Consider the following 22007-nt stretch of genomic DNA (forward strand, 5'->3'; position numbering starts at 1 on the left):
AATTAATTAGAAGATGAATTTTCGTCGTGATTTTTTCAAAGTATTAAGCTTGTAAAGGGGAGGAACAATAATGAAGATACTCCACCAGGTTACAGTGAAGCAAATGATAACCGAAACAAGTAAAGAATTATTAATAAAACAATTTACACAGCGTAAAAAAAACCTACAACAGGAAATGGACCAATTATATTTTGAATATAAAAAACTAGAGAAAACGAGTAAACAGCTTGCCGGACCGTTTTTAAAAGAAATTGATAAAAGACGAGAAAAGATAAAGCTAGTAGATTTTCAACTAGAACAAGTACATACATTACCAATTGGAAGTGAAATTAAAGATAAAGAAGTAGAAGCAATTGTCGAAGTAAATGTGGGTGACAATTGGGAAGAATTAATGAAAGAAAAAACGATTGTAATTAAAGATGGAATGATCGATCAAATACGCCTGAGGTGATTAAAATGGCAGAAAAATGGTTTAACGTAGGGAAAATTGTAAATACACACGGAATCAGAGGAGAAGTACGTGTTATATCAAAAACAGACTTTGCTGAAGAAAGATATGAGCCGGGTAACACTCTTTATATATTTAAAGAAGGCTCTGATGAACCAATTGAAGTAGTTGTTGATAGTCATCGTGTTCACAAGAATTTTGACCTATTAACGTTTGAAGGAATGTCTTCAATCCAGGATGTTGAACAATTCAAAGGCTCACTTCTTAAAGTGACAGAATCACAACTTTCTGAATTGGAGGAGGGGGAGTTTTATTTCCACGAGATAATTGGTTGTAAAATGTTTACTGATGAGGGTGAGGAAATCGGAACAATTAGAGAGATACTAGCAACTGGTGCAAATGATGTATGGGTTGTACAAAGAAAAGTAGGAAAAGACCTTCTTGTCCCTTATATTGAAGACATTGTTAGAGATATTGATATCGAAGAGAAAAAAATTGTTATTACACCTATGGAAGGGTTACTAGACTAATGAAGATCGATTTTTTAACACTTTTCCCAGAAATGTTTCATGGAGTCTTGAATGAATCTATTCTAAAGAAAGCGCAGGAAAAGGAAGCTGTTCAGTTTAACGTAATTAACTTCAGACAATATTCCTCAAACAAGCATCAAAATGTTGATGACTATCCTTATGGTGGAGGCGCTGGAATGGTTTTAACTCCACAACCCATTTTTGATGCGGTCGAAGATATTCGTAGTAAAGGCAATACAGAACCGAAAGTGATCTTGGTTTGTCCGCAGGGAGAACGTTTTACTCAATCAAAAGCAGAACAATTAGCTCGGGAGGAGCATCTTCTTTTTATCTGCGGTCATTATGAGGGGTATGATGAACGGATTAGGGAACATCTTGTAACAGAAGAAATTTCGATTGGAGATTTTGTTTTAACTGGTGGAGAACTTGCTTCTATGGTGATCACAGACAGTGTCGTAAGGCTTTTACCAGGAGTCCTGGGTAATGAAGATTCCCCTGTTCTAGATTCGTATAGCTCTGGCTTACTAGAACACCCGCATTACACCCGTCCAGCGGATTTTAGAGGGTTAACAGTACCTGAAGTTCTTTTATCGGGGAACCATAAATTAATTGCGGAATGGCGTGAAGAACAATCACTTAGGAGAACCTTTGAACGTCGGCCGGACCTACTAACAACATACGCTTTAACTGACAAGCAAAAAGCCTTGATAAAAAAGTGGGAAAATGAGAACTAGCTATTGCAGCCTAACTTTCTATATGGTATGATAAATCTCGTGACTTGCTGATGAAAAGTTTTTATACAAACTATTTTCTTTTATGCAGTCTTTTAAAACGATGTTCCGCTGCAATAAAGTATTGGGATGAGCATCTGTTGGAAGGAGTTGAAAACGATGCAAAAATTAATTGAAGATATCACAAAAGAACAATTAAAAACTGATCTACCTGCATTCCGTCCTGGTGATACTGTACGTGTACACGTAAGTATTGTTGAGGGAACTCGTGAGCGTATTCAGGTATATGAGGGTGTTGTGATTAAGCGTCGTGGTGGTGGAATCAGTGAAACATTTACAGTTCGTAAGATCTCTTACGGTGTAGGTGTTGAGCGTACTTTCCCTGTACACACACCAAAGATCGCGAAGTTAGAAGTAATTCGTCGCGGTAAAGTTCGCCGTGCTAAACTTTACTACCTACGTCAATTACGTGGTAAAGCTGCGCGTATCAAAGAAATTCGATAAGATTGCTTAGTAGTCTACTAAGCCTCAAATATATGGGTCAGGTACACTGTCCGTATAGTTGAAAAGGAGCTTGTTACCTAACAAGCTCCTTTTTCAATAAAAAGGCTGTTTCATTACATGAATAGTAAACTCACCATACAAGTATAGTAATAAACAAATGATGGACATAATGATTGCTAGAAGCAGGTGGATTGAATGACCAAAAAGAAGAATGAACTTTTTGAATGGATAAAAGCATTGGCTATTGCCGTTCTTTTAGCAGCTATTATTAGGTATTTCCTGTTTGCTCCTATTGTAGTTGATGGGTTCTCAATGATGCCAACTTTACATACACAAGATCGAATGATAGTTAATAAATTATCGTACAAAATTGGAGAACCTGAACGTTTTGATATTGTGGTCTTTCATGCAACTTTAGAAAAAGACTATATAAAACGTGTAATAGGTTTACCGGGTGATAAAGTAGAATATAGAGACGATACATTATACATTAACGGAGAAGCGTATGATGAACCCTATCTGAATGAATATAAAGAGGATTTGATTGACGGCCCGCTAACAGAACCTTTTGACCTCGATAGCATTATTGGGCAAGACACTGTACCAGAAGGTCATTTATTTGTTATGGGGGATAACAGAAGGCAAAGCAAGGATAGCAGACATATAGGGACAATTCCGATAGAAGAGGTCATGGGTAAGGCTAGCTTAGTTTATTGGCCAGTATCAGATATACGGTTTGCTGAGTAATTTAAAGAAGGTGTTATGATGACGATACAATGGTTTCCAGGACATATGGCAAAAGCGAGAAGACAAGTTACTGAAAAGATAAAACTTATTGACATTGTTTTTGAACTTGTAGATGCGAGAATTCCTATGTCTTCTAGAAATCCGATGATAGATGAAATTGTTTCATCCAAACCAAGAATAGTACTCTTGAACAAAGCTGATAAAGCTGATGATTCAATTACTAAGCAATGGATTGAATATTTTAAAGAACAAGATATACCCGCCATTGCTATAGACGCTCAATCTGGAACAGGATTAAAACAAATCACTGCATTGTCAAAAGTTCTTCTTAAAGAGAAATTTGATAAAATGGCTGCGAAGGGAATTAAACCTCGTGCCATACGTGCATTGATTATTGGTATCCCGAATGTTGGGAAATCAACTCTTATTAATAGACTCGCTAAAAGAAATATTACAAAAACAGGAGATCGCCCGGGAGTAACGACGGCACAACAATGGGTAAAGGTTGGAAATGAGCTAGAGCTTTTAGACACACCTGGTATCCTTTGGCCGAAGTTTGAAGATCAATTAGTCGGTCAAAAACTTGCAACAACAGGAGCAATCAAGGATGCTATTTTGAATCTGCAAGAAGTTACTGTTTTTGCATTAAACTTTTTGAAAGAACATTATCCTAAAAGATTGTTAGAGCGTTATAATCTTAATGAAATTCCTGAAGAGGTAGTCCCGCTATTTGATGAGATTGGGAAGAAACGGGGCTGTATGGTATCCGGGGGTTATATTGATTACGATAAAACATCTGAATTAATTTTAAGGGAAATTAGAACAGATAAATTAGGGAAATTATCTTTTGAAACTCCAGCCGATTTCCAAGATAAATAAAACATTTTTAATCTGACCCGCATTTAATTATGACGGGTCTTTATTTATTTGAATTTTGACCGATATAATGATAAAGATAATTTTAGATATTTGACATACATAAGACAAAACATGTGCATGAGGAGAACTAAAAATGCCATTAACAACAAAAGAAGTTCAAAAAAAATTAGTGGAAATTACGGATATGCAAGATCCGTTTCTTAAAGAGTGTCAAGCTGATACAAGAAAAGGAGTACAGCAGCTCGTGGAAAAATGGTTTAAAAACTATGAACACGAGAAGATGTTACAGCAGCAATATTATGAAATGCTTCGTTACGAAAGAGCAGCAAAACAGGACGGTTTTGAGTTTATTGCTGGCATCGATGAAGTTGGCAGAGGACCTCTAGCAGGACCTGTAGTTGCTGCAGCTGTCATTTTAAAAGAAGATTGCTATATACCTGGCTTAACGGACTCTAAAAAGCTTTCTGAATCTATGAGAAATCACTACTATGAGGTAATAAGGGAAAATGCTGAAGCTATAGGTATTGGTGTTATCTCACCAGATATAATCGATAAAGTAAATATATATGAAGCTACAAAATTAGCGATGAAAAAAGCAATTGAGGAATTAGCCATTCAGCCAACTTATTTACTACTTGATGCGATGAAGTTAGATCTGCCAATTCAGCAGGAGTCTATCATAAAAGGAGATTCAAAAAGTGTCTCTATTGCAGCAAGTTCAGTAATTGCCAAGGTAACACGAGATAAAATGATGGTCGATCTTTCGAGTAAATATCCACAGTATGGATTTGAGAAACATATGGGATACGGGACAAAATTCCATCTAGATGCGTTAAAAGAGTTTGGGGTAACAGAACATCACCGTAGGAGTTTTGCACCTGTGAAGGAGTTGTGCAGCGCCTATAAGGCTAATTAAAGTAGGGTGAGGTAGTGAAAAGAGACATTTTGAGAAGGGGGGAAAAGGCTAATGGTTTATCCACTTGCAATAAAAAATCTTATTCAGACTACTGTAGAACAAATGACCAAGCCCCAAAACCAATTAACATTAAAAGAAAATCAAGTCGTAGTTGGGCATGTGCTAAAGCTCTTTCCTGACCAAAAAGCTCTTATTCAAGTTGGACAATCTAAGCTCGTTGCACAGCTTGAAGCACCAATTAATGCCTTACAAAATTACTGGTTCCGTGTGAAAGGGTCTAATCAACAAGGTATTGAACTAAAGATTATTAAATCAGTGGAAACTGATAAACTATCAAAACAGGACGCTTCTGCTAAGGACTTTCTTTCATTATTTCAGCAGAAACCAACAAAGGATAATATACTACTTTCAAATGCTTTGTTAAAGGAGAATATACCAGTTACAAAGGAACAACTAGTATCAGCAACTGAGATAGTAAAAAACACACCGAAAAGTTTGATTCCTCAAACAATTGAAGCTATTACGTTTGCCCTCAAACAACAATATCAACTTTCGGAAAATGTTGTAAGTTCTCTAGTTCAAGCCAATTCTAAAATCCCTTTAGCTAAGCAGATAGATACACTTTTTCAGTCACTTCAACAAGTGGATCTGCCTAAAGACCAAATCAACCAATTGCGTTCCGTTTTGGCTAATGTTATACAGAAACCTGTTGAACAGGTGGTGGAAAAACTTTTCCAACCGGAGTTTATTAAGACTCTTCCAAATGGTGAACAAAAGGTCCTGAAGGGAATAAATCAAAATGATGCTCAACAAATGAGCGGATTAAAACAAGTAATAAAAGAAGTGTTTCAACACTCTAGTACTCCTTTACAGTCTATTCAACCAAAAGATCATGCTGTAATAACTCAGTTCAGTCAAAGTGAAATAGATATTATACAAAAAATAGTTAACAAGGTCCCGGTTTTTTCATCTAAAGAAGATGTTCTTTCTCTTTTCTTTCATCATAGAAATGAACAATTTGAATGGCAAAAGCTTAATATGAATTTGGAATCTGGAAACGCGAGAGAACTCCAGATACTTAAAGAAACATTACTAGCTGCTAGCAAGGAGCTAGAAGGGTCTGTAATAAAGGAACAAGTGGATCAGCTTACAAACCGTTTAAACGGACAAACTCTGCTTCAGCAGGACACTGGGCCAACGACGCAGTTTATTACACAAGTCCCACTGTTCGCTTTGAATCAATCAGATTTAACAATTCAATGGAATGGGAAAAAACGATCAGATGGAACAATTGACCCATCTTTTTGTCGAATTCTTTTTTACCTACAGCTTCCTAATCTTTCAGAAACAATGATTGATGTGCAAATTCAAAATAGAGTAATGACGATAACGCTCATTAATAATAATGAGTCTTTAAAAGAGCTTGTTTCTTCTAATAGTGAGGAACTAAAAAAGGGCCTTCAGACTATGAATTATCAGGTGACTTCAGTTCAAGTAAAGCCATTTGAAGTAGAAAAGAAAGTAATTTCTAATTCAAATTTTTCTGGAGCTACCACTTCTTATTCAGGAGTTGACTTTAAAGTATGATCAAAAAGGAAGAACCAACGAAAGCAATTGCCTTAAAATATGATCATAATAAAGAAAATGCACCCAAGGTCATAGCGAAAGGAAAAGGCCTGATTGCTAAAGAAATTCTAGAAACAGCAAAGGAACATCATGTACACGTACATGAGGACCCGGCACTTGTTGAACTTCTAACAAAATTGGAAATTCATCAACAAATACCTGAAGAACTTTATGAAGCTGTTGCAGAAATTTTCGCTTTTGTTTATACAATAGACAAAAAGCTATCAACATAAAGTTAAAATTATATAGTGACTAACCTTAAGAGTTTAGGCTGGTTAATATTTAATATATAGACTACCTACATTTCTTAGGGTTTTTAATGTTCATAAAGTATTTATTTTACATAAAATTTTTAAAAATTTTATTGTGAAAAAATAAAAATTGACTTGAATTTTACTATTTTATGTGTAATTGTAGACAAGGTTCGAACTATTATATAAAATGAAAGCGCAGTCTAATTTATATTGCAAATTGGTTAGGAGGATGGCTAATGAATATCCATGAGTACCAAGGGAAAGAACTCCTTCGCAAATATGGAGTATCTGTACCAAACGGAAAAGTGGCTTTTTCTGTAGATGAAGCGGTAGAAGCTGCAAAAGAGCTTGGAACAGATGTAGTAGTGGTAAAAGCACAAATCCATGCAGGTGGACGCGGTAAAGCTGGCGGGGTAAAAGTTGCAAAAAACCTTGACGAAGCACGTACATATGCAGAAGAAATTCTTGGAAAAACACTTGTAACACACCAAACAGGTCCTGAAGGTAAGGAAGTAAAACGTCTTCTAATTGAAGAAGGTTGTGACATTAAAAAAGAATACTATGTTGGTTTAGTACTAGATCGTGCTACATCTCGAGTAGTTCTAATGGCTTCTGAAGAAGGTGGAACTGAAATTGAAGAAGTAGCGGAAAAAACGCCAGAAAAGATCTTCAAAGAAGTGATTGATCCTGCGGTTGGACTTCAAGGCTATCAAGCTAGAAGAATTGCATTTAACATTAACATCCCTAAAGAATTAGTAGGTAAAGCTGTTAAATTTATGATGGGATTGTATCAAGTATTTGTTGAAAAGGATTGCTCAATTGCAGAAATTAATCCATTAGTTGTCACTGGTGATGGTAACGTTATGGCACTTGACGCAAAATTAAACTTTGATTCAAATGCATTATACCGCCATAAAGATATTGTAGAGTATCGTGACTTAGAGGAAGAAGATCCAAAAGAAATCGAAGCATCTAAATATGACTTAAGTTATATCTCATTAGACGGTAACATCGGCTGTATGGTAAATGGTGCTGGTCTTGCAATGTCTACAATGGATATTATTAAGTACTATGGCGGCGAACCTGCAAACTTCCTTGATGTTGGGGGCGGTGCAACTGCAGAAAAAGTAACAGAAGCATTCAAAATTATTCTTTCTGATAAAAACGTTAAAGGAATTTTCGTTAACATCTTTGGTGGAATCATGAAATGTGATGTCATTGCAGAGGGTGTTGTTGAAGCAACGAAGCAAGTAGGCTTAGAAATTCCATTAGTTGTACGTCTTGAAGGTACTAATGTTGATTTAGGTAAGAAGATTTTAAATGAATCTGGATTAAACATTACTTCTGCAGAGTCTATGGCTGACGGCGCACAAAAAATAGTTTCATTAGTGAAGTAAGAAAGGCAGGGGACAAACATGAGTGTATTTATTAATAAAGATACGAAAGTAATCGTACAAGGTATCACTGGTTCTACAGCGTTATTTCATACAAAACAAATGCTTGAGTATGGCACAAATATCGTTGGTGGGGTTACACCTGGTAAAGGTGGAACAGAAGTAGAAGGTGTACCTGTTTTCAATACAGTTCAAGAAGCAGTTCAAGCGACTGGTGCAAACGCGTCTGTTATTTATGTACCTGCTCCTTTCGCTGCTGATGCAATTATGGAAGGTGTAGACGCAGAATTAGATTTAGTTATTTGTATTACAGAGCATATTCCAGTTATGGATATGGTAAATGTTAAACGCTACATGGAAGGTAAGAAAACACGTCTTGTAGGACCAAACTGCCCAGGTGTGATCACACCTGAAGAGTGCAAAATCGGAATTATGCCTGGCTATATTCATAAAAAGGGCCATGTTGGTGTGGTTTCACGTTCTGGTACTCTTACTTATGAAGCAGTTCATCAATTATCACAAGCTGGTATTGGTCAATCTACTGCTGTTGGTATCGGTGGGGACCCTGTTAATGGGACGAACTTTATCGATGTTTTAAAAGCTTTTAACGAAGATGAAGACACATATGCAGTTATCATGATTGGTGAGATCGGTGGTACAGCTGAAGAAGAAGCTGCTGAATGGGTTAAAGCAAATATGACAAAACCTGTTGTAGGCTTCATCGGTGGTCAAACAGCACCTCCAGGAAAACGTATGGGTCATGCTGGTGCGATTATTTCTGGTGGTAAAGGAACTGCTGAAGAAAAAATTAAAACAATGAATGCTTGTGGAATTAAAGTGGCTGATACTCCATCTGTTATGGGTGAAACACTTATTTCCGTTCTTGAAGAACAAGGTTTATTGGAAAAATGTAAAACACACTAAATAAATTAATAGTAGGAACAGGTTTTTAACCTGTTCCTATTTATCGTATAAAAACTAGGAGGATTTTATGGACGATGTAACAAAAAAGTTATTTTTGTTAGCTCATTGTAAGGAACTTAACAGCCAAATTATTTATAAATTATTAACAATAGACCCATCGTTGCAGATTTTTTTTCAACTAAAAGACGATGAATGGTTAAATTACTTTAATGTAAAGAAACATAAAATAGATAGGATAAAAAATGAGTATTTTTCTTACTCAGCTGATCTTCTCATTAGAAAATATAATCAGCAAAACATTTCTTTTCTTCCCCTTTTTGATCCTAATTACCCTTATTTGCTAAAGCAAATTGCTGATCCGCCTCCATTTTTATTTTATAAAGGTAATATTACTCTTGCTTCTCGTAAAAATCTTATTAGTGTGGTCGGTACAAGATATCCGTCCGAATACGGTGTTCAGGCTCTTGAGCATGTCTTAAAGCCTCTTATTTTAGAAAAATGGGTAATTGTAAGTGGTTTAGCTAAGGGAATCGATACTTTAGCGCATGAAGCAGCACTAAACCATGGGGGTGAAACAATAGCAGTAATTGGTGGAGGATTAGAGCGTATATATCCAAGGCAGAATCAAACGTTGGCAAACAAGCTAATGACCTCACATCTTATTCTTTCAGAACATTCTCCTTCAACATCACCTCAAAAATGGCATTTTCCTAAAAGAAATCGAATTATTAGTGGTATTTCTTTGGGGACACTTATTATCCAAGCTAAGCAAAGAAGTGGTTCACTAATAACTGCACACCAAGCATTGGAGCAAAACCGAGAAGTTTTTGCCATACCAGGGTCTATTTTTGATGAGTGTAGCATTGGTGGAAATGAACTAATACAAAACGGGGCAAAATTAGTACAACATGCATCACATATAATTGAGGAATTTCCTCAAGGACTTAAAATGCAAATTTAGGTGATTTTTTGCCAATTTAGTAAAAATATTCATGTTATTTCATCATGAATTAGGATATGATTAGTGTAATTTCTTTTTATTATGTTTGACAAATGATATAGGAATATTTAATAATAGTGGAGATTTAAGTATAGATTTTGAAGAAATACAGTGATAGTAGGAGTTTAATTAAATCTACTTAGTTATTAACTACTTGGAGGAAAACCCTTCATTGTATAAATAGAAACTTAATTTATAAAGAAAATTAAAAGAAATATAAAAGAGAGAATACCTCTTAAGGAGGATACCAGGCATGTCGGACTATTTAGTCATTGTGGAATCACCTGCAAAGGCGAAAACAATTGAACGTTATTTAGGGAAGAAGTATAAGGTAAAGGCATCAATGGGGCATGTACGTGACCTACCAAAAAGTCAAATTGGTGTTGATGTTGAACATAATTTTGAACCAAAATATATTACAATAAGAGGAAAAGGTTCAGTACTTAAAGAATTGAAAACAGCTGCTAAAAAAGCAAAAAAAGTTTATCTAGCGGCTGACCCGGATCGCGAAGGGGAAGCGATTGCATGGCATTTAGCACATAGTCTTGACGTTGATGTAAACTCTGATTGCCGCGTAGTATTTAATGAAATTACGAAAGATGCTATAAAGGAATCTTTCAAGCATCCACGTTCAATCAATATGGATTTAGTCGATGCACAACAAGCAAGACGTGTGTTAGACCGATTGGTTGGTTATAAAATAAGCCCGATTCTTTGGAAAAAAGTAAAAAAAGGTTTAAGTGCAGGGAGAGTACAATCTGTAGCTGTACATTTAATTATTGATCGGGAAAATGAGATTAAAGAATTTGTACCAGAAGAATATTGGTCAATTGAAGGTCAATTTTTAAAAGGTCAAAAAGAATTTGATGCTTCTTTCTATGGAATAAATGGAGAAAAGCAAGATCTTAAGAATGAATCAGAAGTAAAGGCTGTTTTGGGAAATATTAAAGAAAATAAATTTAAAGTGGAAAAGGTGACGAAAAAGGAAAGAAAAAGAAATCCAGCCGTACCTTTTACAACTTCCACTCTTCAACAAGAGGCAGCGCGTAAACTAAACTTTAGAGCAAAGAAAACGATGATGATTGCTCAGCAGTTATATGAAGGTATTGATTTAGGTAAAGAAGGCACTGTTGGTTTAATAACGTATATGAGAACGGATTCGACCAGAATATCGGAAACGGCACAGACAGAAGCGACAGGCTACATTACGGAAAAGTATGGGAAAGAGTTTTTAGGCACACAAGTAAAAACAGCGAAGAAAAACAGTAATGCTCAAGATGCACATGAAGCAATCCGCCCTACTTCTACTTTACGTGACCCGGCATCAATAAAAGAATTTTTGAGCCGAGATCAGTTGCGACTGTATAAATTAATTTGGGAAAGATTTGTTTCAAGTCAAATGGCACCAGCTATTTTAGACACAATGAGTGTTGACCTTGTGAATAACGGTGTGATGTTTAGAGCTACAGGTTCTAAAATTAAATTTCCTGGATTTATGAAAGTATATGTTGAAGGAAACGACGATCAAATTGAGGAAAAAGATAAATTACTCCCGGATTTAAAAGAAGGCGATGAAGTTTATTCAAAAGATATCGAACCTGCACAGCATTTTACACAGCCGCCACCAAGGTATACGGAGGCTCGTCTTGTAAAGACGTTGGAGGAACTTGGAATAGGTCGACCATCAACATATGCCCCAACTTTAGATACGATTCAAAAGCGTGGATATGTTTCGCTTGATAATAAACGCTTTATTCCTACCGAGTTAGGTGAAATAGTTTCAGAACTTATCAGGGAGTTTTTCCCTGAAATCATAAATGTTGAATTTACAGCAAATATGGAAAACAGCCTTGATGAAGTAGAGGAAGGCCATATCCAGTGGATTCAAATTATTGACAATTTTTATAAAGATTTTTCTCCAAGACTTGAAAAAGCAGAAAATGAAATGGAGAAAATAGAAATTAAAGATGAGCCAGCTGGTGTTGATTGTGAAGAATGCGGTCATCATATGGTTTATAAAATGGGTAGATATGGGAAATTTATGGCTTGTTCAAATTTCCCAGATTGCAGAAATACGAAGCCGATTGTAAAAGATATTGGAGTAAAATGTCCAAGTTGTGATGAAGGAACAATTGTTGAACGAAAGTCTAAAAAACGTCGTATTTTTTATGGCTGCAATCAATATCCTGAATGTGAATTTTTGTCATGGGACAAACCAATAGCAAGAAGTTGTCCGAAATGTAATAACATGTTGGTTGAGAAAAAGCTTAAAAAAGGTGTTCAAGTTCAATGTATGGAATGCGATTATAAAGAAGAACAACAAAAGTAGGTGAGCAACTTTATGCTCACCTTTTTTAACTTATATTTTTTTGGACAACATAAGTAATAAGAATTATTCCATTCTACATAAGGTCTTTTAATTAATGGAGGGTCATGTCACGATGAATCAAGATGTAGTTGTAAATGTAGTAGGTGCTGGTTTGGCTGGAAGCGAAGCGGCTTGGCAATTAGCCAAAAGGGGTATTCAAGTAAAACTATATGAAATGCGACCTGTAAAGCAAACACCTGCCCATCATACTGATAAATTTGCAGAGTTAGTATGTAGTAACTCACTAAGAGCAAATAATTTAACAAATGCTGTAGGTGTATTGAAAGAAGAAATGAGAATTCTAGATTCTGTTATAATAAAGGCAGCAGATGAGTGTGCAGTTCCAGCTGGTGGAGCACTTGCTGTTGACCGGCATGAATTTGCCGGTAAGGTGACAGAGTTAGTAAAAGGTCATCAAAATGTAACTGTTATGAATGAAGAGGTAGAAGAAATCCCTTCAGGACCAACGATTATCGCAACAGGTCCACTTACCTCCAAAAGCTTATCAGAACAATTAAAAACGTTAACTGGTGAAGAGTACTTATATTTCTATGATGCAGCTGCTCCAATAATTGAAAAAGAAAGCATCGATATGAACAAGGTATACTTAAAGTCTCGATATGATAAAGGGGAAGCAGCCTACCTTAATTGTCCTATGACAGAAGAGGAATTTGATCGGTTTTATGAAGCTTTAATTGCTGCGGAGACTGTGCCATTAAAAGAATTTGAAAAAGAAATTTTCTTCGAAGGATGTATGCCTATTGAAGTTATGGCACAAAGAGGAAGAAAAACAATGCTTTTTGGCCCTTTAAAGCCAGTAGGTTTAGAAGATCCTAAAACAGGGAAAAGACCATTTGCCGTGATACAACTTCGTCAAGATGATGCAGCTGGAACTTTATATAATATTGTAGGGTTTCAAACACACCTAAAATGGGGACCACAAAAAGAGGTACTTTCCTTAATTCCAGGCTTAGAAAACGCAGAAATAGTTCGATATGGTGTTATGCATCGTAACACGTTCATTAATTCACCAAAACTTTTAAAATCAACTTACCAATATAAAGACCGGGACGATTTGTTTTTTGCTGGTCAAATGACGGGTGTTGAAGGATATGTCGAGTCTGCCGCATCAGGGCTAGTTGCAGGTATAAATGCTGCACATCTTATTTTAGGAAAAGATTTAGTAGACCTGCCAAATGAAACAGCTATTGGGAGTATGGCCAAGTATATTACAAATGCAAACGCCGATAACTTCCAACCCATGAATGCTAATTTTGGGATTTTTGCTCCGTTACCAGAGCGTATAAAGAGTAAAAAAGAACGTAATGAAATGCTTGCCAATCGCGCACTAGAAACAATTCAAAAAATTTCGAAAAATTTATAGAAAATTATTTGCATGGGCTGCTATTGTTGTGATAACATTTAGTAGCCCTTGTGTTGTTTGTGAGGTGTAAAATGTGAGAAATGTTAAGAATTATTTAAATTTGTTTATTGAATATTTACAAATAGAGAAAAATTATTCAAAATATACAATTGTGAATTACAGCAAAGATATTGAGGATTTTTTTTCTTTTATGAATGAACAAGCAATGATCCATCTAGAAGACATTACATATAATGATACACGTTTATACTTAACGAAGTTACATAATAAAAAGTATTCTAGAAAAACAATATCAAGAAAAGTATCTAGTCTTAGGAGTTTTTATAAATTTCTTGTAAGAGAAGAGATACTAACTGAAAATCCTTTTACACTTGTTACAATGCCAAAAAAGGAGCAAAAAATTCCACAATTTCTTTATAAAGAGGAAGTTGAGCAACTTCTTACCATTTCAGACTGTAATACTCCTCTTGGGCAACGAAATCAGGCGCTCATTGAAGTGCTCTACGGTACAGGAATTCGTGTAAGCGAATGTTGCAACATTAAAATATCAGATATTGATTTTTTTATTGAAACCATTCTTGTATATGGAAAAGGTGGAAAGCAGCGATATGTTCCTTTCGGTAGCTATGCTCATGATGCAATCGAAAGATATTTATCTGATGGAAGAAAGGCGTTAATGAGTAAACTGAAGGTAAGTGATCAACACAATTATTTATTTGTGAATCATCGTGGGACACCGCTTACAGATCGTGGTGTAAGACATGTTTTAAATGACATGATAAAAAAAGCAGCATCAACACTTCATATTCACCCACATATGTTGCGTCATACTTTTGCAACACATCTGTTAAATGAAGGTGCAGATATGAGAAGTGTACAGGAGCTTTTGGGTCATGAACATTTATCATCTACACAAGTATATACACACGTCACAAAGGAGCATTTGCAACGAATCTATATGTCCCATCATCCTCGAGCATAAAGGACTCAATTTAGGAGGTAGAACGATGTCTGAATTTCATGCAACAACAATATTTGCGATTCAACATAACGGTAAAGCTGCGATGGCAGGTGACGGTCAGGTAACTTTTGGGAATGCTGTTGTTATGAAACATACGGCTAAAAAGGTAAGAAAGCTTTTTAATGGTAAAGTAATTGCTGGTTTTGCAGGGTCTGTAGCTGATGCATTCACACTATTTGAGTTATTTGAAAATAGACTTGAAGAGTATAATGGAAACTTGCAAAGAGCTGCTGTTGAGCTAGCAAAGGAATGGCGTAGCGATAAAGTGCTACGAAGACTCGAAGCTATGCTGATTGTTATGGATGAAAATGATCTTCTTTTAGTTTCAGGAACAGGTGAAGTGATTGAACCGGATGATGGGATCTTAGCAATTGGTTCAGGTGGTAATTATGCGTTGTCAGCTGGTCGTGCATTGAAAAGATTTTCAGGTGACTCATTATCTGCAAAAGAAATTGCTGAGGGTGCTTTAACAATTGCAGGAGAAATTTGTGTTTATACCAATCTAAATATTATTGTCGAAGAACTTTAATAAGGGAGGCAAATAGTATGAATAAACAGTTAACCCCTAAAGAAATTGTTGAGCGATTAGATCAATATATTATAGGACAAAAGGATGCAAAAAAAGCGGTAGCAGTAGCCTTAAGAAATCGCTATAGAAGAAGCTTATTAACTGAAAAGCTACGCGAGGAAGTTGTTCCTAAAAACATTCTTATGATTGGACCTACAGGTGTTGGGAAAACTGAGATAGCAAGGAGAATTGCAAAACTTGCGCATGCACCTTTTATTAAAGTTGAAGCAACAAAATTTACTGAAGTCGGCTATGTTGGTAGGGATGTTGAATCAATGGTGCGTGATCTGGTTGAGACTGCCGTTCGATTAGTTAAAGAAGAAAAAATAGCTGACGTTAAAGGACTTGCTGAGGAAAATGCTAATAAACGTTTAATTGAGCTACTTGTTCCAGGTAAGAAAAAACAATCAGCAGCGAAAAATCCTTTGGAAATGCTTTTTGGGGGAGCGAGTCAACAATCCCAAGATCATGAGGAAAGCTCAACAGAAGAATCTACTCTTCAAGAAAAGCGTCGTAGAATCTCACATCAATTAGCGTTAGGTGAATTAGAAGATCATTATGTTACAGTCGAGGTTGAGGAACAACAAGCATCAATGTTTGATCTACTTCAAGGCTCAGGTATGGAACAAATGGGGATGAACATGCAGGATGCCCTCGGAAGTTTTATGCCTAAGAAAAAGAAAAAAAGAAAGTTAACTGTTAGAGAAGCAAGAAAAGTTTTAACAAATGAAGAAGCTAGTAAACTAATTGATATGGAAGATGTAACACAGGAAGCTATTATACGATCTGAACAAACCGGAATTATTTTCATAGATGAAATCGATAAAATAGCAGGTAAATCTAAGGGTGGATCTTCAGCAGATGTTTCTAGGGAAGGAGTACAACGTGATATTCTTCCGATTGTTGAAGGATCTACTGTTGTAACGAAATATGGATCAGTCAAGACAGATCATATGTTATTTATTGCTGCTGGTGCCTTTCATATCGCTAAGCCATCTGACCTTATTCCGGAACTACAAGGAAGATTTCCAATTCGTGTAGAATTGACTAAACTTAGTGTAGATGATTTTGTGAAGATCCTTGTAGAACCTGATAATGCTCTATTAAAACAATATCAAGCGTTAATTGAAACAGAAGGTATACAATTAGAATTTTCTGACGATGCTATTCGTAGGATAGCTGAAGTTGCGTTTGAGGTAAATCAAAATACTGATAATATTGGTGCGAGGAGATTACATACAATTCTTGAACGATTATTAGAAGATTTATCTTTTGAGGCGCCTGATATTAATTTAGAAAAGATTGTCATTACGCCACAGTATGTCGAAGACAAACTTGGAAAAATATCTAAAAACAAAGATTTAAGCCAATTTATATTATAAAAAATTACAATTTCATATGTTTACAGGAGGAACCAATAAATGGCTCTATTACAGAAAACACGTAAAATTAATGCAATGCTTCAAAGAGCAGCAGGGAAACCAGTTAACTTCAAAGAAATGGCTGAAAAGCTAAGTGAAGTGATTGAAGCAAATATCTTTGTTGTAAGCAGAAGAGGAAAATTACTGGGCTTTGCAGTTAATCAGCTTATTGAAAACGAGAGAATGAAAAAAATGCTTGAAGACCGTCAGTTTCCTGAAGGTTATACAAACAATCTTTTTAACATAACAGAAACATCTTCAAACATTGATGTTTATAGTGAATATACTGCATTTCCAGTTGAAAATCGTGAATTATTTAAAAACGGCTTAACAACTATCGTACCGATCATTGGTGGTGGAGAGCGTCTAGGAACATTAATTTTAGCAAGAGTACAAGAACAATTTGAAGATGAAGATCTAATTCTTGCTGAATATGGAGCTACTGTTGTAGGTATGGAGATTCTGCGTGAAAAAGCTGAAGAAATCGAAGAAGAAGCACGAAGCAAAGCGGTTGTACAAATGGCTATCAGTTCATTATCATACAGTGAATTAGAAGCAATTGAACATATATTTGAAGAATTAAGCGGAAATGAAGGTCTTTTAGTTGCTAGTAAAATAGCTGATCGTGTAGGGATTACAAGATCTGTCATTGTAAATGCACTTCGGAAGCTCGAGAGTGCAGGTGTTATTGAATCTCGTTCTTTAGGGATGAAAGGAACATATATAAAAGTTCTTAATGCTAAATTCTTAGTTGAATTAGAGAAATTAAAAACAAATTAATAAGAAAGGCACTTTGAGGATTTTATCCTTAAAGTGCCTTTTTTATGTTTTTTTATTCTTTTCTAGATTATCTAACTCACTCATAATGTTTCTTTACATTTCGCTAATAGTTTACTTAATGAATAAATGTATAGGTTATGTACTGAAATTGGAAAAAATAATATGTAGGGAATTGTCGAATTATATGTTACGTTATTTATGTGCCAGTAACACCTCATTATTAAGATACTGTTAGGCTTTCGCTCATATAATGCGAATAGTTCAATAGTCCTCATTTTAAATTAGATAGAAAATCCGACTTTTTTTTACAAAACCTTAATAGACTTTAAGACTAATATTTCATACAATGAGTAAGAAGAAAACACATATTTCGACATTATACGATACGTATGTACTTTACATTTTGTGAGGGGATATTATGAAATTATTTTCAAATACAATAAATAGTTTAGAAAACGCACTTTCTCATTCAACTGCTAAGCAAAAGGTAATCTCTAATAACATTGCCAATGTTGATACCCCGAATTATAAATCTCAAGAGGTTCGGTTTAATACTGCATTATCAAATGAAATGCAAAAGCTTCAGGCTACAAAGACAAACGCCAAACACATTGAATTTGGTGGTTCAGATACGTCAAACTATAGAATCGTTTCAAGAAATAATACAAATTATCAACATAATGGAAATAACGTTGATATTGATCAAGAAATGACAGAGATGGCAAAAAATCAAATTCAATATAATGCTCTCATTGAAAGAATAAGTGGGAAATTTAACTCACTTAAAACAGTGATTAAAGGTGGCAATTAAATATGTCTATTTTTCATTCAATAAACACATCTGGTTCAGCATTAACTGCTCAGCGGGTTAGAATGGACGTTATTTCTTCGAATATGGCTAATATGGACACAACCAGAGGGGAATTCATTGATGGTGAGTGGCAACCATATCGCAGAAAAATGGTTGTCACTCAGCCCCAAGGAAATAGTTTTTCCTCTTTTCTTAATAAGGCAATGGGCTCATCAACAAAAGCTGATGGGGTAAAAGTAACGGAAATTGTCGAAGATGATACTCCGTTTGAATTAGTCTATGACCCTGAGCATCCAGACGCTAATGATGAAGGCTATGTCGCGATGCCGAATGTTGACCCTTTAAAGGAAATGGTTGATCTTATTAGTAGCACTCGATCATATGAAGCAAATGTTACTGCAATGAATGCTTCTAAAGGAATGCTGATGAAAGCATTAGAAATTGGGAAATAGGTGATTAGAAATGATTAATAGAATAAGTCCATTTCAAGTAATAACAACTCAGCCTGTTCAACCAAAGGCTACAAATATAACAAATATCCAGAACGAAAATAAAACTAGTTTTGCAGAAACGTTAAAACAATCTATTAATGAGATTAATAAAGCACAACTTGAATCAGATAAAATGACAGAGGCTCTTGCAAGCGGCAAAAATGTGGAACTTCATGATGTCATGATTGCATCCCAGAAATCAAGTATTACGCTTCTAACAGCTATAGAAGTCAGAAATAAAGCGATTGAAGCATATCAAGAAATGATGAGAATGCAGGTTTAGTAGTTTAGAGGAACCGTTCTATTTATATTAGAACGGTTCTGACTACGAATTGCAGAAAGTCATTGTGACCGGGGGATTTTATGGAATGAACGAAAAATTAATGAATACAAAAGATAAACTATCTGGGTTATGGCAAGGAAGAAGTAAAGGACAAAAAACCCTTCTTATAACAGGTGCGATTCTGTTTTTTGTTATAGCCGGGCTTTTGACTTACTTTGTGTCAAAACCTAATTTAGTTCCTCTTTATTCTAATCTTTCTCCTGCTGAAACAGGTCAAATTAAAGAAACACTTGATGCGAAGGGTGTTCAGTCCGAAATCTCAAATAATGGTTCAACCATTATGGTCCCAAAAGAGATGGTAGACACTTTGATGGTTGAACTAGCAGCGGAAGGAGTTCCAAATACGGGAACAATTGACTATTCTTACTTTGGTCAGGATTCTGGTTTTGGAATGACGGATAAAGAGTTTGATGTGATTAAACTTAAGGCTACTCAAACAGAACTTTCGAACTTAATGAAGGGGATAGACGGAGTTAATAATGCAAATGTCATGATTAATCTTCCAGCAGAATCTGTTTTTGTAGGAGAACAGACTGAAGGTTCATCTGCTTCAGTTGTTTTAAATTTAAAACCTGGAGCTCAATTAGATCAAGAAAAAGTTAATGCACTTTTTCACTTAGTGTCAAAAAGTGTTCCAAATCTTTCTACAGATAATATCGTCATTATGGATCAAAATTTTAACTATTATGATCTAAATAATGGTCAAAACTCTTCACCAGGTACAAGCTATGCTTCTCAGCAAGAAATTAAAGCTCAAATTGAACAAGATATTCAACGAGATGTTCAAAAGTTATTGGGTACGATGATGGGGCAAGACAAAGTTGTTGTTGCTGTAACAACGGATATTGACTTCACTCAAGAAAATCGGGAAGAAAATCTTGTATCTCCGGTAGTTGAAGGTACTGATGAAGGAATTGCGGTCAGTGTTGAAAGAATTACAGAAGCCTACACGGGAGATGGAGCAGCGGCTGGTGGAGTGAATGGAGTTGGAGAGAACGATATTCCAGCTTATGAAGCAACAGCCGGAGGCGCTGGTAACGGAGATTATGAACGTATTGAAGAAAGAGTAAATAATGAAGTAAATCGTATTAATAAACAGATTGTAGAAAGTCCATATAAAATACGTGACTTAGGAATTCAAGTGATGGTTGAACCACCAGATCCAGAAAATCTGGATTCATTTACACCTGAACGCGAAGAAGATATTCAACAAATATTATCAACAATTGTAAGAACATCAATTAATAAAGAAGCTGATGCAGAGCCTTTAACGCAAGAGCAACTTGAAGAAAAAGTAGTCGTTTCTGTACAACCGTTCGATGGTAAGCAGCAACTTGCAGAAGCTGAAGCTACTCCAGTTATTCCAATTTGGATGTATATTGTAGGAGGAGTATTACTATTAGCAATCATTGTTCTTATCATTCTACTAGTTAGAAAGAAAAAGCAAGAAAATGAAGAGCTTGAAGAAGAAGAAGAAGACCTACAGGATGGACCAACATTTGATATACAAGATATCAACAACAACGAAATTGAAACAGAAACTACAGTTCGTAAAAAGCAGCTAGAAAAAATGGCGAAAGAAAAACCAGAAGATTTTGCAAAACTGTTACGAACTTGGATTTCTGAGGAATAGGAGGTTAACTGATGGCTAGAAAAGATAATAACACATTAACAGGTAAACAGAAGGCTGCCATTCTTTTAATCTCTTTAGGACCAGAAGTATCAGCATCTGTATATAAACATTTGTCTGAAGAAGAAATCGAAAAATTAACATTAGAGATTTCAGGTGTACGAAAGGTCGATTCCGAAAAGAAAGAAGAAATTATTGAGGAATTTCATGATATTGCAATGGCACAAGATTTTATCACCCAAGGTGGTATTGCTTACGCAAAAGAGGTACTTGAAAAGGCATTAGGTGAGGATAAAGCAACTAGCATTATCCATCGACTAACATCTTCCTTACAAGTGAAACCATTTGACTTTGCAAGAAAGGCAGATCCATCACAGATTTTAAACTTTATTCAAAATGAGCATCCTCAGACAATTGCCCTGATTCTTTCTTATTTAGAACCGACTCAATCAGGACAAATTTTATCTGAGCTTCCACAAGAACTGCAAGCCGATGTTGCGCGAAGAATTGCTGTAATGGATAGAACAGCTCCTGAAATAATTAATGAGGTTGAACAGATACTTGAACGCAAGCTTTCATCAACAGTTACTCAAGACTTTACACAAACTGGTGGAATTGAGGCAGTTGTTGAAGTATTAAATGGAGTGGATCGAACAACAGAAAGAACCATCCTTGATTCACTTGAGATTCAGGATCCTGTATTGGCTGAAGAAATTAAAAAGAGAATGTTTGTCTTTGAAGACATTGTTACACTTGATAATCGTGCAATACAGCGTGTGATTAGAGATGTAGAAAACGATGACCTAATGCTTTCACTTAAAGTTGCTAGTGAAGAAGTTAGAGATGTTGTCTTTAAGAATATGTCTAAACGAATGGTTGATACGTTCAAAGAAGAAATGGAATTTATGGGACCAGTTAGACTTCGTGATGTAGAAGAGGCACAATCAAGAATTGTTGGAGTTATTAGAAGGCTTGAAGAAGCTGGTGAAATTGTCATTGCCCGTGGTGGAGGAGATGATATTATTGTCTAGACTTATTAAGTCTCAATTCACAAATCATCATGATGACAAAAAAACGATAGCAGTCCAACAACTTCAGTTATATATGAAAGATAAAGTAACTGAAGATGACCCTGAGTTATTAAAAGAATCTTCATATATTATTCAAACAGCAAGAGCAGAAGCAGAGAAGATCATCCAATCTGCACATGAAGAGTCATCTAGAATAATGCAGCAAA

24 protein-coding genes are annotated in these 22007 nt (G+C 35.5%); all 24 read left to right on the plus strand.

All coding sequences use genetic code 11. The features are described 5' to 3' along the window. Positions 1–70 precede the first annotated feature (70 nt). On the plus strand, positions 71–451 hold the full coding sequence (locus ACEWK1_RS19375) for a YlqD family protein (RefSeq protein WP_121661386.1): 381 nt from the start codon (positions 71–73) through the stop codon (positions 449–451). Between the two features lie 5 nt (positions 452–456). Further along, a complete protein-coding gene (gene rimM, locus ACEWK1_RS19380) occupies positions 457–978 on the plus strand; it encodes a ribosome maturation factor RimM (protein WP_121661387.1) in 522 nt (173 codons plus the stop codon). Then, entirely contained in the window at positions 978–1712 is a 735-nt protein-coding gene (gene trmD, locus ACEWK1_RS19385; RefSeq protein ID WP_121661388.1) for a tRNA (guanosine(37)-N1)-methyltransferase TrmD, read from the plus strand. Before rimM ends, trmD begins: the two co-directional genes overlap by 1 nt. A gap of 156 nt (positions 1713–1868) precedes the next feature. Further along, complete coding sequence (gene rplS / locus ACEWK1_RS19390) at positions 1869–2213, plus strand: 50S ribosomal protein L19 (protein WP_121661389.1); 345 nt, start codon at positions 1869–1871, stop codon at positions 2211–2213. 195 nt (positions 2214–2408) lie between these two features. Further along, on the plus strand, positions 2409–2960 hold the full coding sequence (gene lepB, locus ACEWK1_RS19395; protein WP_121661390.1) for a signal peptidase I: 552 nt from the start codon (positions 2409–2411) through the stop codon (positions 2958–2960). A gap of 18 nt (positions 2961–2978) precedes the next feature. Beyond that, positions 2979–3839: a ribosome biogenesis GTPase YlqF gene (ylqF, locus tag ACEWK1_RS19400; RefSeq protein ID WP_121661391.1), complete on the plus strand. Its 861-nt coding sequence runs from the start codon at positions 2979–2981 to the stop codon at positions 3837–3839. Positions 3840–3972: 133 nt separating this feature from the next. Continuing rightward, positions 3973–4755, plus strand: a complete 783-nt coding sequence (locus tag ACEWK1_RS19405; protein WP_121661392.1) for a ribonuclease HII — start codon at positions 3973–3975, stop codon at positions 4753–4755. A 51-nt stretch (positions 4756–4806) separates the two neighbouring features. Further along, complete coding sequence (locus tag ACEWK1_RS19410; RefSeq protein ID WP_121661393.1) at positions 4807–6342, plus strand: flagellar hook-length control protein FliK; 1536 nt, start codon at positions 4807–4809, stop codon at positions 6340–6342. Beyond that, positions 6339–6614: an EscU/YscU/HrcU family type III secretion system export apparatus switch protein gene (locus tag ACEWK1_RS19415; RefSeq protein WP_121661394.1), complete on the plus strand. Its 276-nt coding sequence runs from the start codon at positions 6339–6341 to the stop codon at positions 6612–6614. The genes ACEWK1_RS19410 and ACEWK1_RS19415 overlap by 4 nt, the downstream gene beginning before the upstream one ends. 257 nt (positions 6615–6871) lie before the next feature. After that, positions 6872–8032 carry an ADP-forming succinate--CoA ligase subunit beta gene (gene sucC, locus ACEWK1_RS19420; protein ID WP_121661395.1) on the plus strand — a complete coding sequence of 387 codons (1161 nt, stop codon included), beginning with the start codon at positions 6872–6874 and terminating at the stop codon, positions 8030–8032. Positions 8033–8050: 18 nt separating this feature from the next. Further along, positions 8051–8953 (plus strand): succinate--CoA ligase subunit alpha, encoded by a 903-nt coding sequence (sucD, locus tag ACEWK1_RS19425; RefSeq protein WP_098796279.1) that lies wholly within the window; start codon positions 8051–8053, stop codon positions 8951–8953. Between the two features lie 67 nt (positions 8954–9020). Further along, complete coding sequence (gene dprA / locus ACEWK1_RS19430) at positions 9021–9914, plus strand: DNA-processing protein DprA (protein ID WP_416636564.1); 894 nt, start codon at positions 9021–9023, stop codon at positions 9912–9914. 292 nt (positions 9915–10206) lie between these two features. Beyond that, entirely contained in the window at positions 10207–12282 is a 2076-nt protein-coding gene (gene topA / locus ACEWK1_RS19435; protein ID WP_251393885.1) for a type I DNA topoisomerase, read from the plus strand. A 112-nt stretch (positions 12283–12394) separates the two neighbouring features. Further along, entirely contained in the window at positions 12395–13705 is a 1311-nt protein-coding gene (trmFO, locus tag ACEWK1_RS19440; RefSeq protein ID WP_251393886.1) for an FADH(2)-oxidizing methylenetetrahydrofolate--tRNA-(uracil(54)-C(5))-methyltransferase TrmFO, read from the plus strand. A gap of 73 nt (positions 13706–13778) precedes the next feature. Beyond that, positions 13779–14687 carry a tyrosine recombinase XerC gene (gene xerC, locus ACEWK1_RS19445; RefSeq protein WP_121661399.1) on the plus strand — a complete coding sequence of 303 codons (909 nt, stop codon included), beginning with the start codon at positions 13779–13781 and terminating at the stop codon, positions 14685–14687. A gap of 25 nt (positions 14688–14712) precedes the next feature. Continuing rightward, positions 14713–15255: an ATP-dependent protease subunit HslV gene (gene hslV / locus ACEWK1_RS19450; protein WP_098796284.1), complete on the plus strand. Its 543-nt coding sequence runs from the start codon at positions 14713–14715 to the stop codon at positions 15253–15255. Positions 15256–15272: 17 nt separating this feature from the next. Beyond that, positions 15273–16676 carry an HslU--HslV peptidase ATPase subunit gene (gene hslU / locus ACEWK1_RS19455; RefSeq protein ID WP_416636565.1) on the plus strand — a complete coding sequence of 468 codons (1404 nt, stop codon included), beginning with the start codon at positions 15273–15275 and terminating at the stop codon, positions 16674–16676. A 39-nt stretch (positions 16677–16715) separates the two neighbouring features. Continuing rightward, the gene (codY, locus tag ACEWK1_RS19460) at positions 16716–17495 is read left to right on the plus strand and encodes a GTP-sensing pleiotropic transcriptional regulator CodY (RefSeq protein WP_098796286.1); all 780 of its coding nucleotides are present in this window, start codon (positions 16716–16718) and stop codon (positions 17493–17495) included. Between the two features lie 418 nt (positions 17496–17913). Further along, positions 17914–18306: a flagellar basal body rod protein FlgB gene (flgB, locus tag ACEWK1_RS19465; RefSeq protein WP_121661401.1), complete on the plus strand. Its 393-nt coding sequence runs from the start codon at positions 17914–17916 to the stop codon at positions 18304–18306. 2 nt (positions 18307–18308) lie between these two features. Further along, positions 18309–18758 (plus strand): flagellar basal body rod protein FlgC, encoded by a 450-nt coding sequence (gene flgC, locus ACEWK1_RS19470; protein ID WP_121661402.1) that lies wholly within the window; start codon positions 18309–18311, stop codon positions 18756–18758. 10 nt (positions 18759–18768) lie between these two features. Beyond that, positions 18769–19080: a flagellar hook-basal body complex protein FliE gene (gene fliE / locus ACEWK1_RS19475; RefSeq protein ID WP_251393890.1), complete on the plus strand. Its 312-nt coding sequence runs from the start codon at positions 18769–18771 to the stop codon at positions 19078–19080. Positions 19081–19165: 85 nt separating this feature from the next. Beyond that, on the plus strand, positions 19166–20773 hold the full coding sequence (gene fliF, locus ACEWK1_RS19480; protein WP_251393892.1) for a flagellar basal-body MS-ring/collar protein FliF: 1608 nt from the start codon (positions 19166–19168) through the stop codon (positions 20771–20773). Positions 20774–20784: 11 nt separating this feature from the next. Continuing rightward, complete coding sequence (fliG, locus tag ACEWK1_RS19485) at positions 20785–21801, plus strand: flagellar motor switch protein FliG (protein WP_121661405.1); 1017 nt, start codon at positions 20785–20787, stop codon at positions 21799–21801. Then, positions 21794–22007: hypothetical protein (locus ACEWK1_RS19490; protein ID WP_416636566.1), on the plus strand; the 214-nt coding region annotated here is incomplete at its 3' end. The genes fliG and ACEWK1_RS19490, both read left to right, overlap by 8 nt.

The organism is Metabacillus sp. YM-086 (assembly GCF_048059995.1).
GTDB lineage: Bacteria > Bacillota > Bacilli > Bacillales > Bacillaceae > Metabacillus > Metabacillus litoralis_B.

Excerpts from the sequence above, each read along its gene's own strand:
- dprA (WP_416636564.1), top strand. The coding sequence starts at position 9,021 with ATGGACGATGTAACAAAAAAGTTATTTTTGTTAGCTCATTGTAAGGAA.
- ACEWK1_RS19410 (WP_121661393.1), top strand. The coding sequence starts at position 4,807 with ATGGTTTATCCACTTGCAATAAAAAATCTTATTCAGACTACTGTAGAA.
- hslV (WP_098796284.1), top strand. The coding sequence starts at position 14,713 with ATGTCTGAATTTCATGCAACAACAATATTTGCGATTCAACATAACGGT.
- rplS (WP_121661389.1), top strand. The coding sequence starts at position 1,869 with ATGCAAAAATTAATTGAAGATATCACAAAAGAACAATTAAAAACTGAT.
- lepB (WP_121661390.1), top strand. The coding sequence starts at position 2,409 with ATGACCAAAAAGAAGAATGAACTTTTTGAATGGATAAAAGCATTGGCT.
- flgB (WP_121661401.1), top strand. The coding sequence starts at position 17,914 with ATGAAATTATTTTCAAATACAATAAATAGTTTAGAAAACGCACTTTCT.
- trmFO (WP_251393886.1), top strand. The coding sequence starts at position 12,395 with ATGAATCAAGATGTAGTTGTAAATGTAGTAGGTGCTGGTTTGGCTGGA.
- sucD (WP_098796279.1), top strand. The coding sequence starts at position 8,051 with ATGAGTGTATTTATTAATAAAGATACGAAAGTAATCGTACAAGGTATC.
- fliE (WP_251393890.1), top strand. The coding sequence starts at position 18,769 with ATGATTAATAGAATAAGTCCATTTCAAGTAATAACAACTCAGCCTGTT.
- topA (WP_251393885.1), top strand. The coding sequence starts at position 10,207 with ATGTCGGACTATTTAGTCATTGTGGAATCACCTGCAAAGGCGAAAACA.
- flgC (WP_121661402.1), top strand. The coding sequence starts at position 18,309 with ATGTCTATTTTTCATTCAATAAACACATCTGGTTCAGCATTAACTGCT.
- ACEWK1_RS19375 (WP_121661386.1), top strand. The coding sequence starts at position 71 with ATGAAGATACTCCACCAGGTTACAGTGAAGCAAATGATAACCGAAACA.
- ylqF (WP_121661391.1), top strand. The coding sequence starts at position 2,979 with ATGACGATACAATGGTTTCCAGGACATATGGCAAAAGCGAGAAGACAA.
- fliF (WP_251393892.1), top strand. The coding sequence starts at position 19,166 with ATGAACGAAAAATTAATGAATACAAAAGATAAACTATCTGGGTTATGG.
- rimM (WP_121661387.1), top strand. The coding sequence starts at position 457 with ATGGCAGAAAAATGGTTTAACGTAGGGAAAATTGTAAATACACACGGA.
- codY (WP_098796286.1), top strand. The coding sequence starts at position 16,716 with ATGGCTCTATTACAGAAAACACGTAAAATTAATGCAATGCTTCAAAGA.
- trmD (WP_121661388.1), top strand. The coding sequence starts at position 978 with ATGAAGATCGATTTTTTAACACTTTTCCCAGAAATGTTTCATGGAGTC.
- ACEWK1_RS19415 (WP_121661394.1), top strand. The coding sequence starts at position 6,339 with ATGATCAAAAAGGAAGAACCAACGAAAGCAATTGCCTTAAAATATGAT.
- sucC (WP_121661395.1), top strand. The coding sequence starts at position 6,872 with ATGAATATCCATGAGTACCAAGGGAAAGAACTCCTTCGCAAATATGGA.
- ACEWK1_RS19405 (WP_121661392.1), top strand. The coding sequence starts at position 3,973 with ATGCCATTAACAACAAAAGAAGTTCAAAAAAAATTAGTGGAAATTACG.
- fliG (WP_121661405.1), top strand. The coding sequence starts at position 20,785 with ATGGCTAGAAAAGATAATAACACATTAACAGGTAAACAGAAGGCTGCC.
- hslU (WP_416636565.1), top strand. The coding sequence starts at position 15,273 with ATGAATAAACAGTTAACCCCTAAAGAAATTGTTGAGCGATTAGATCAA.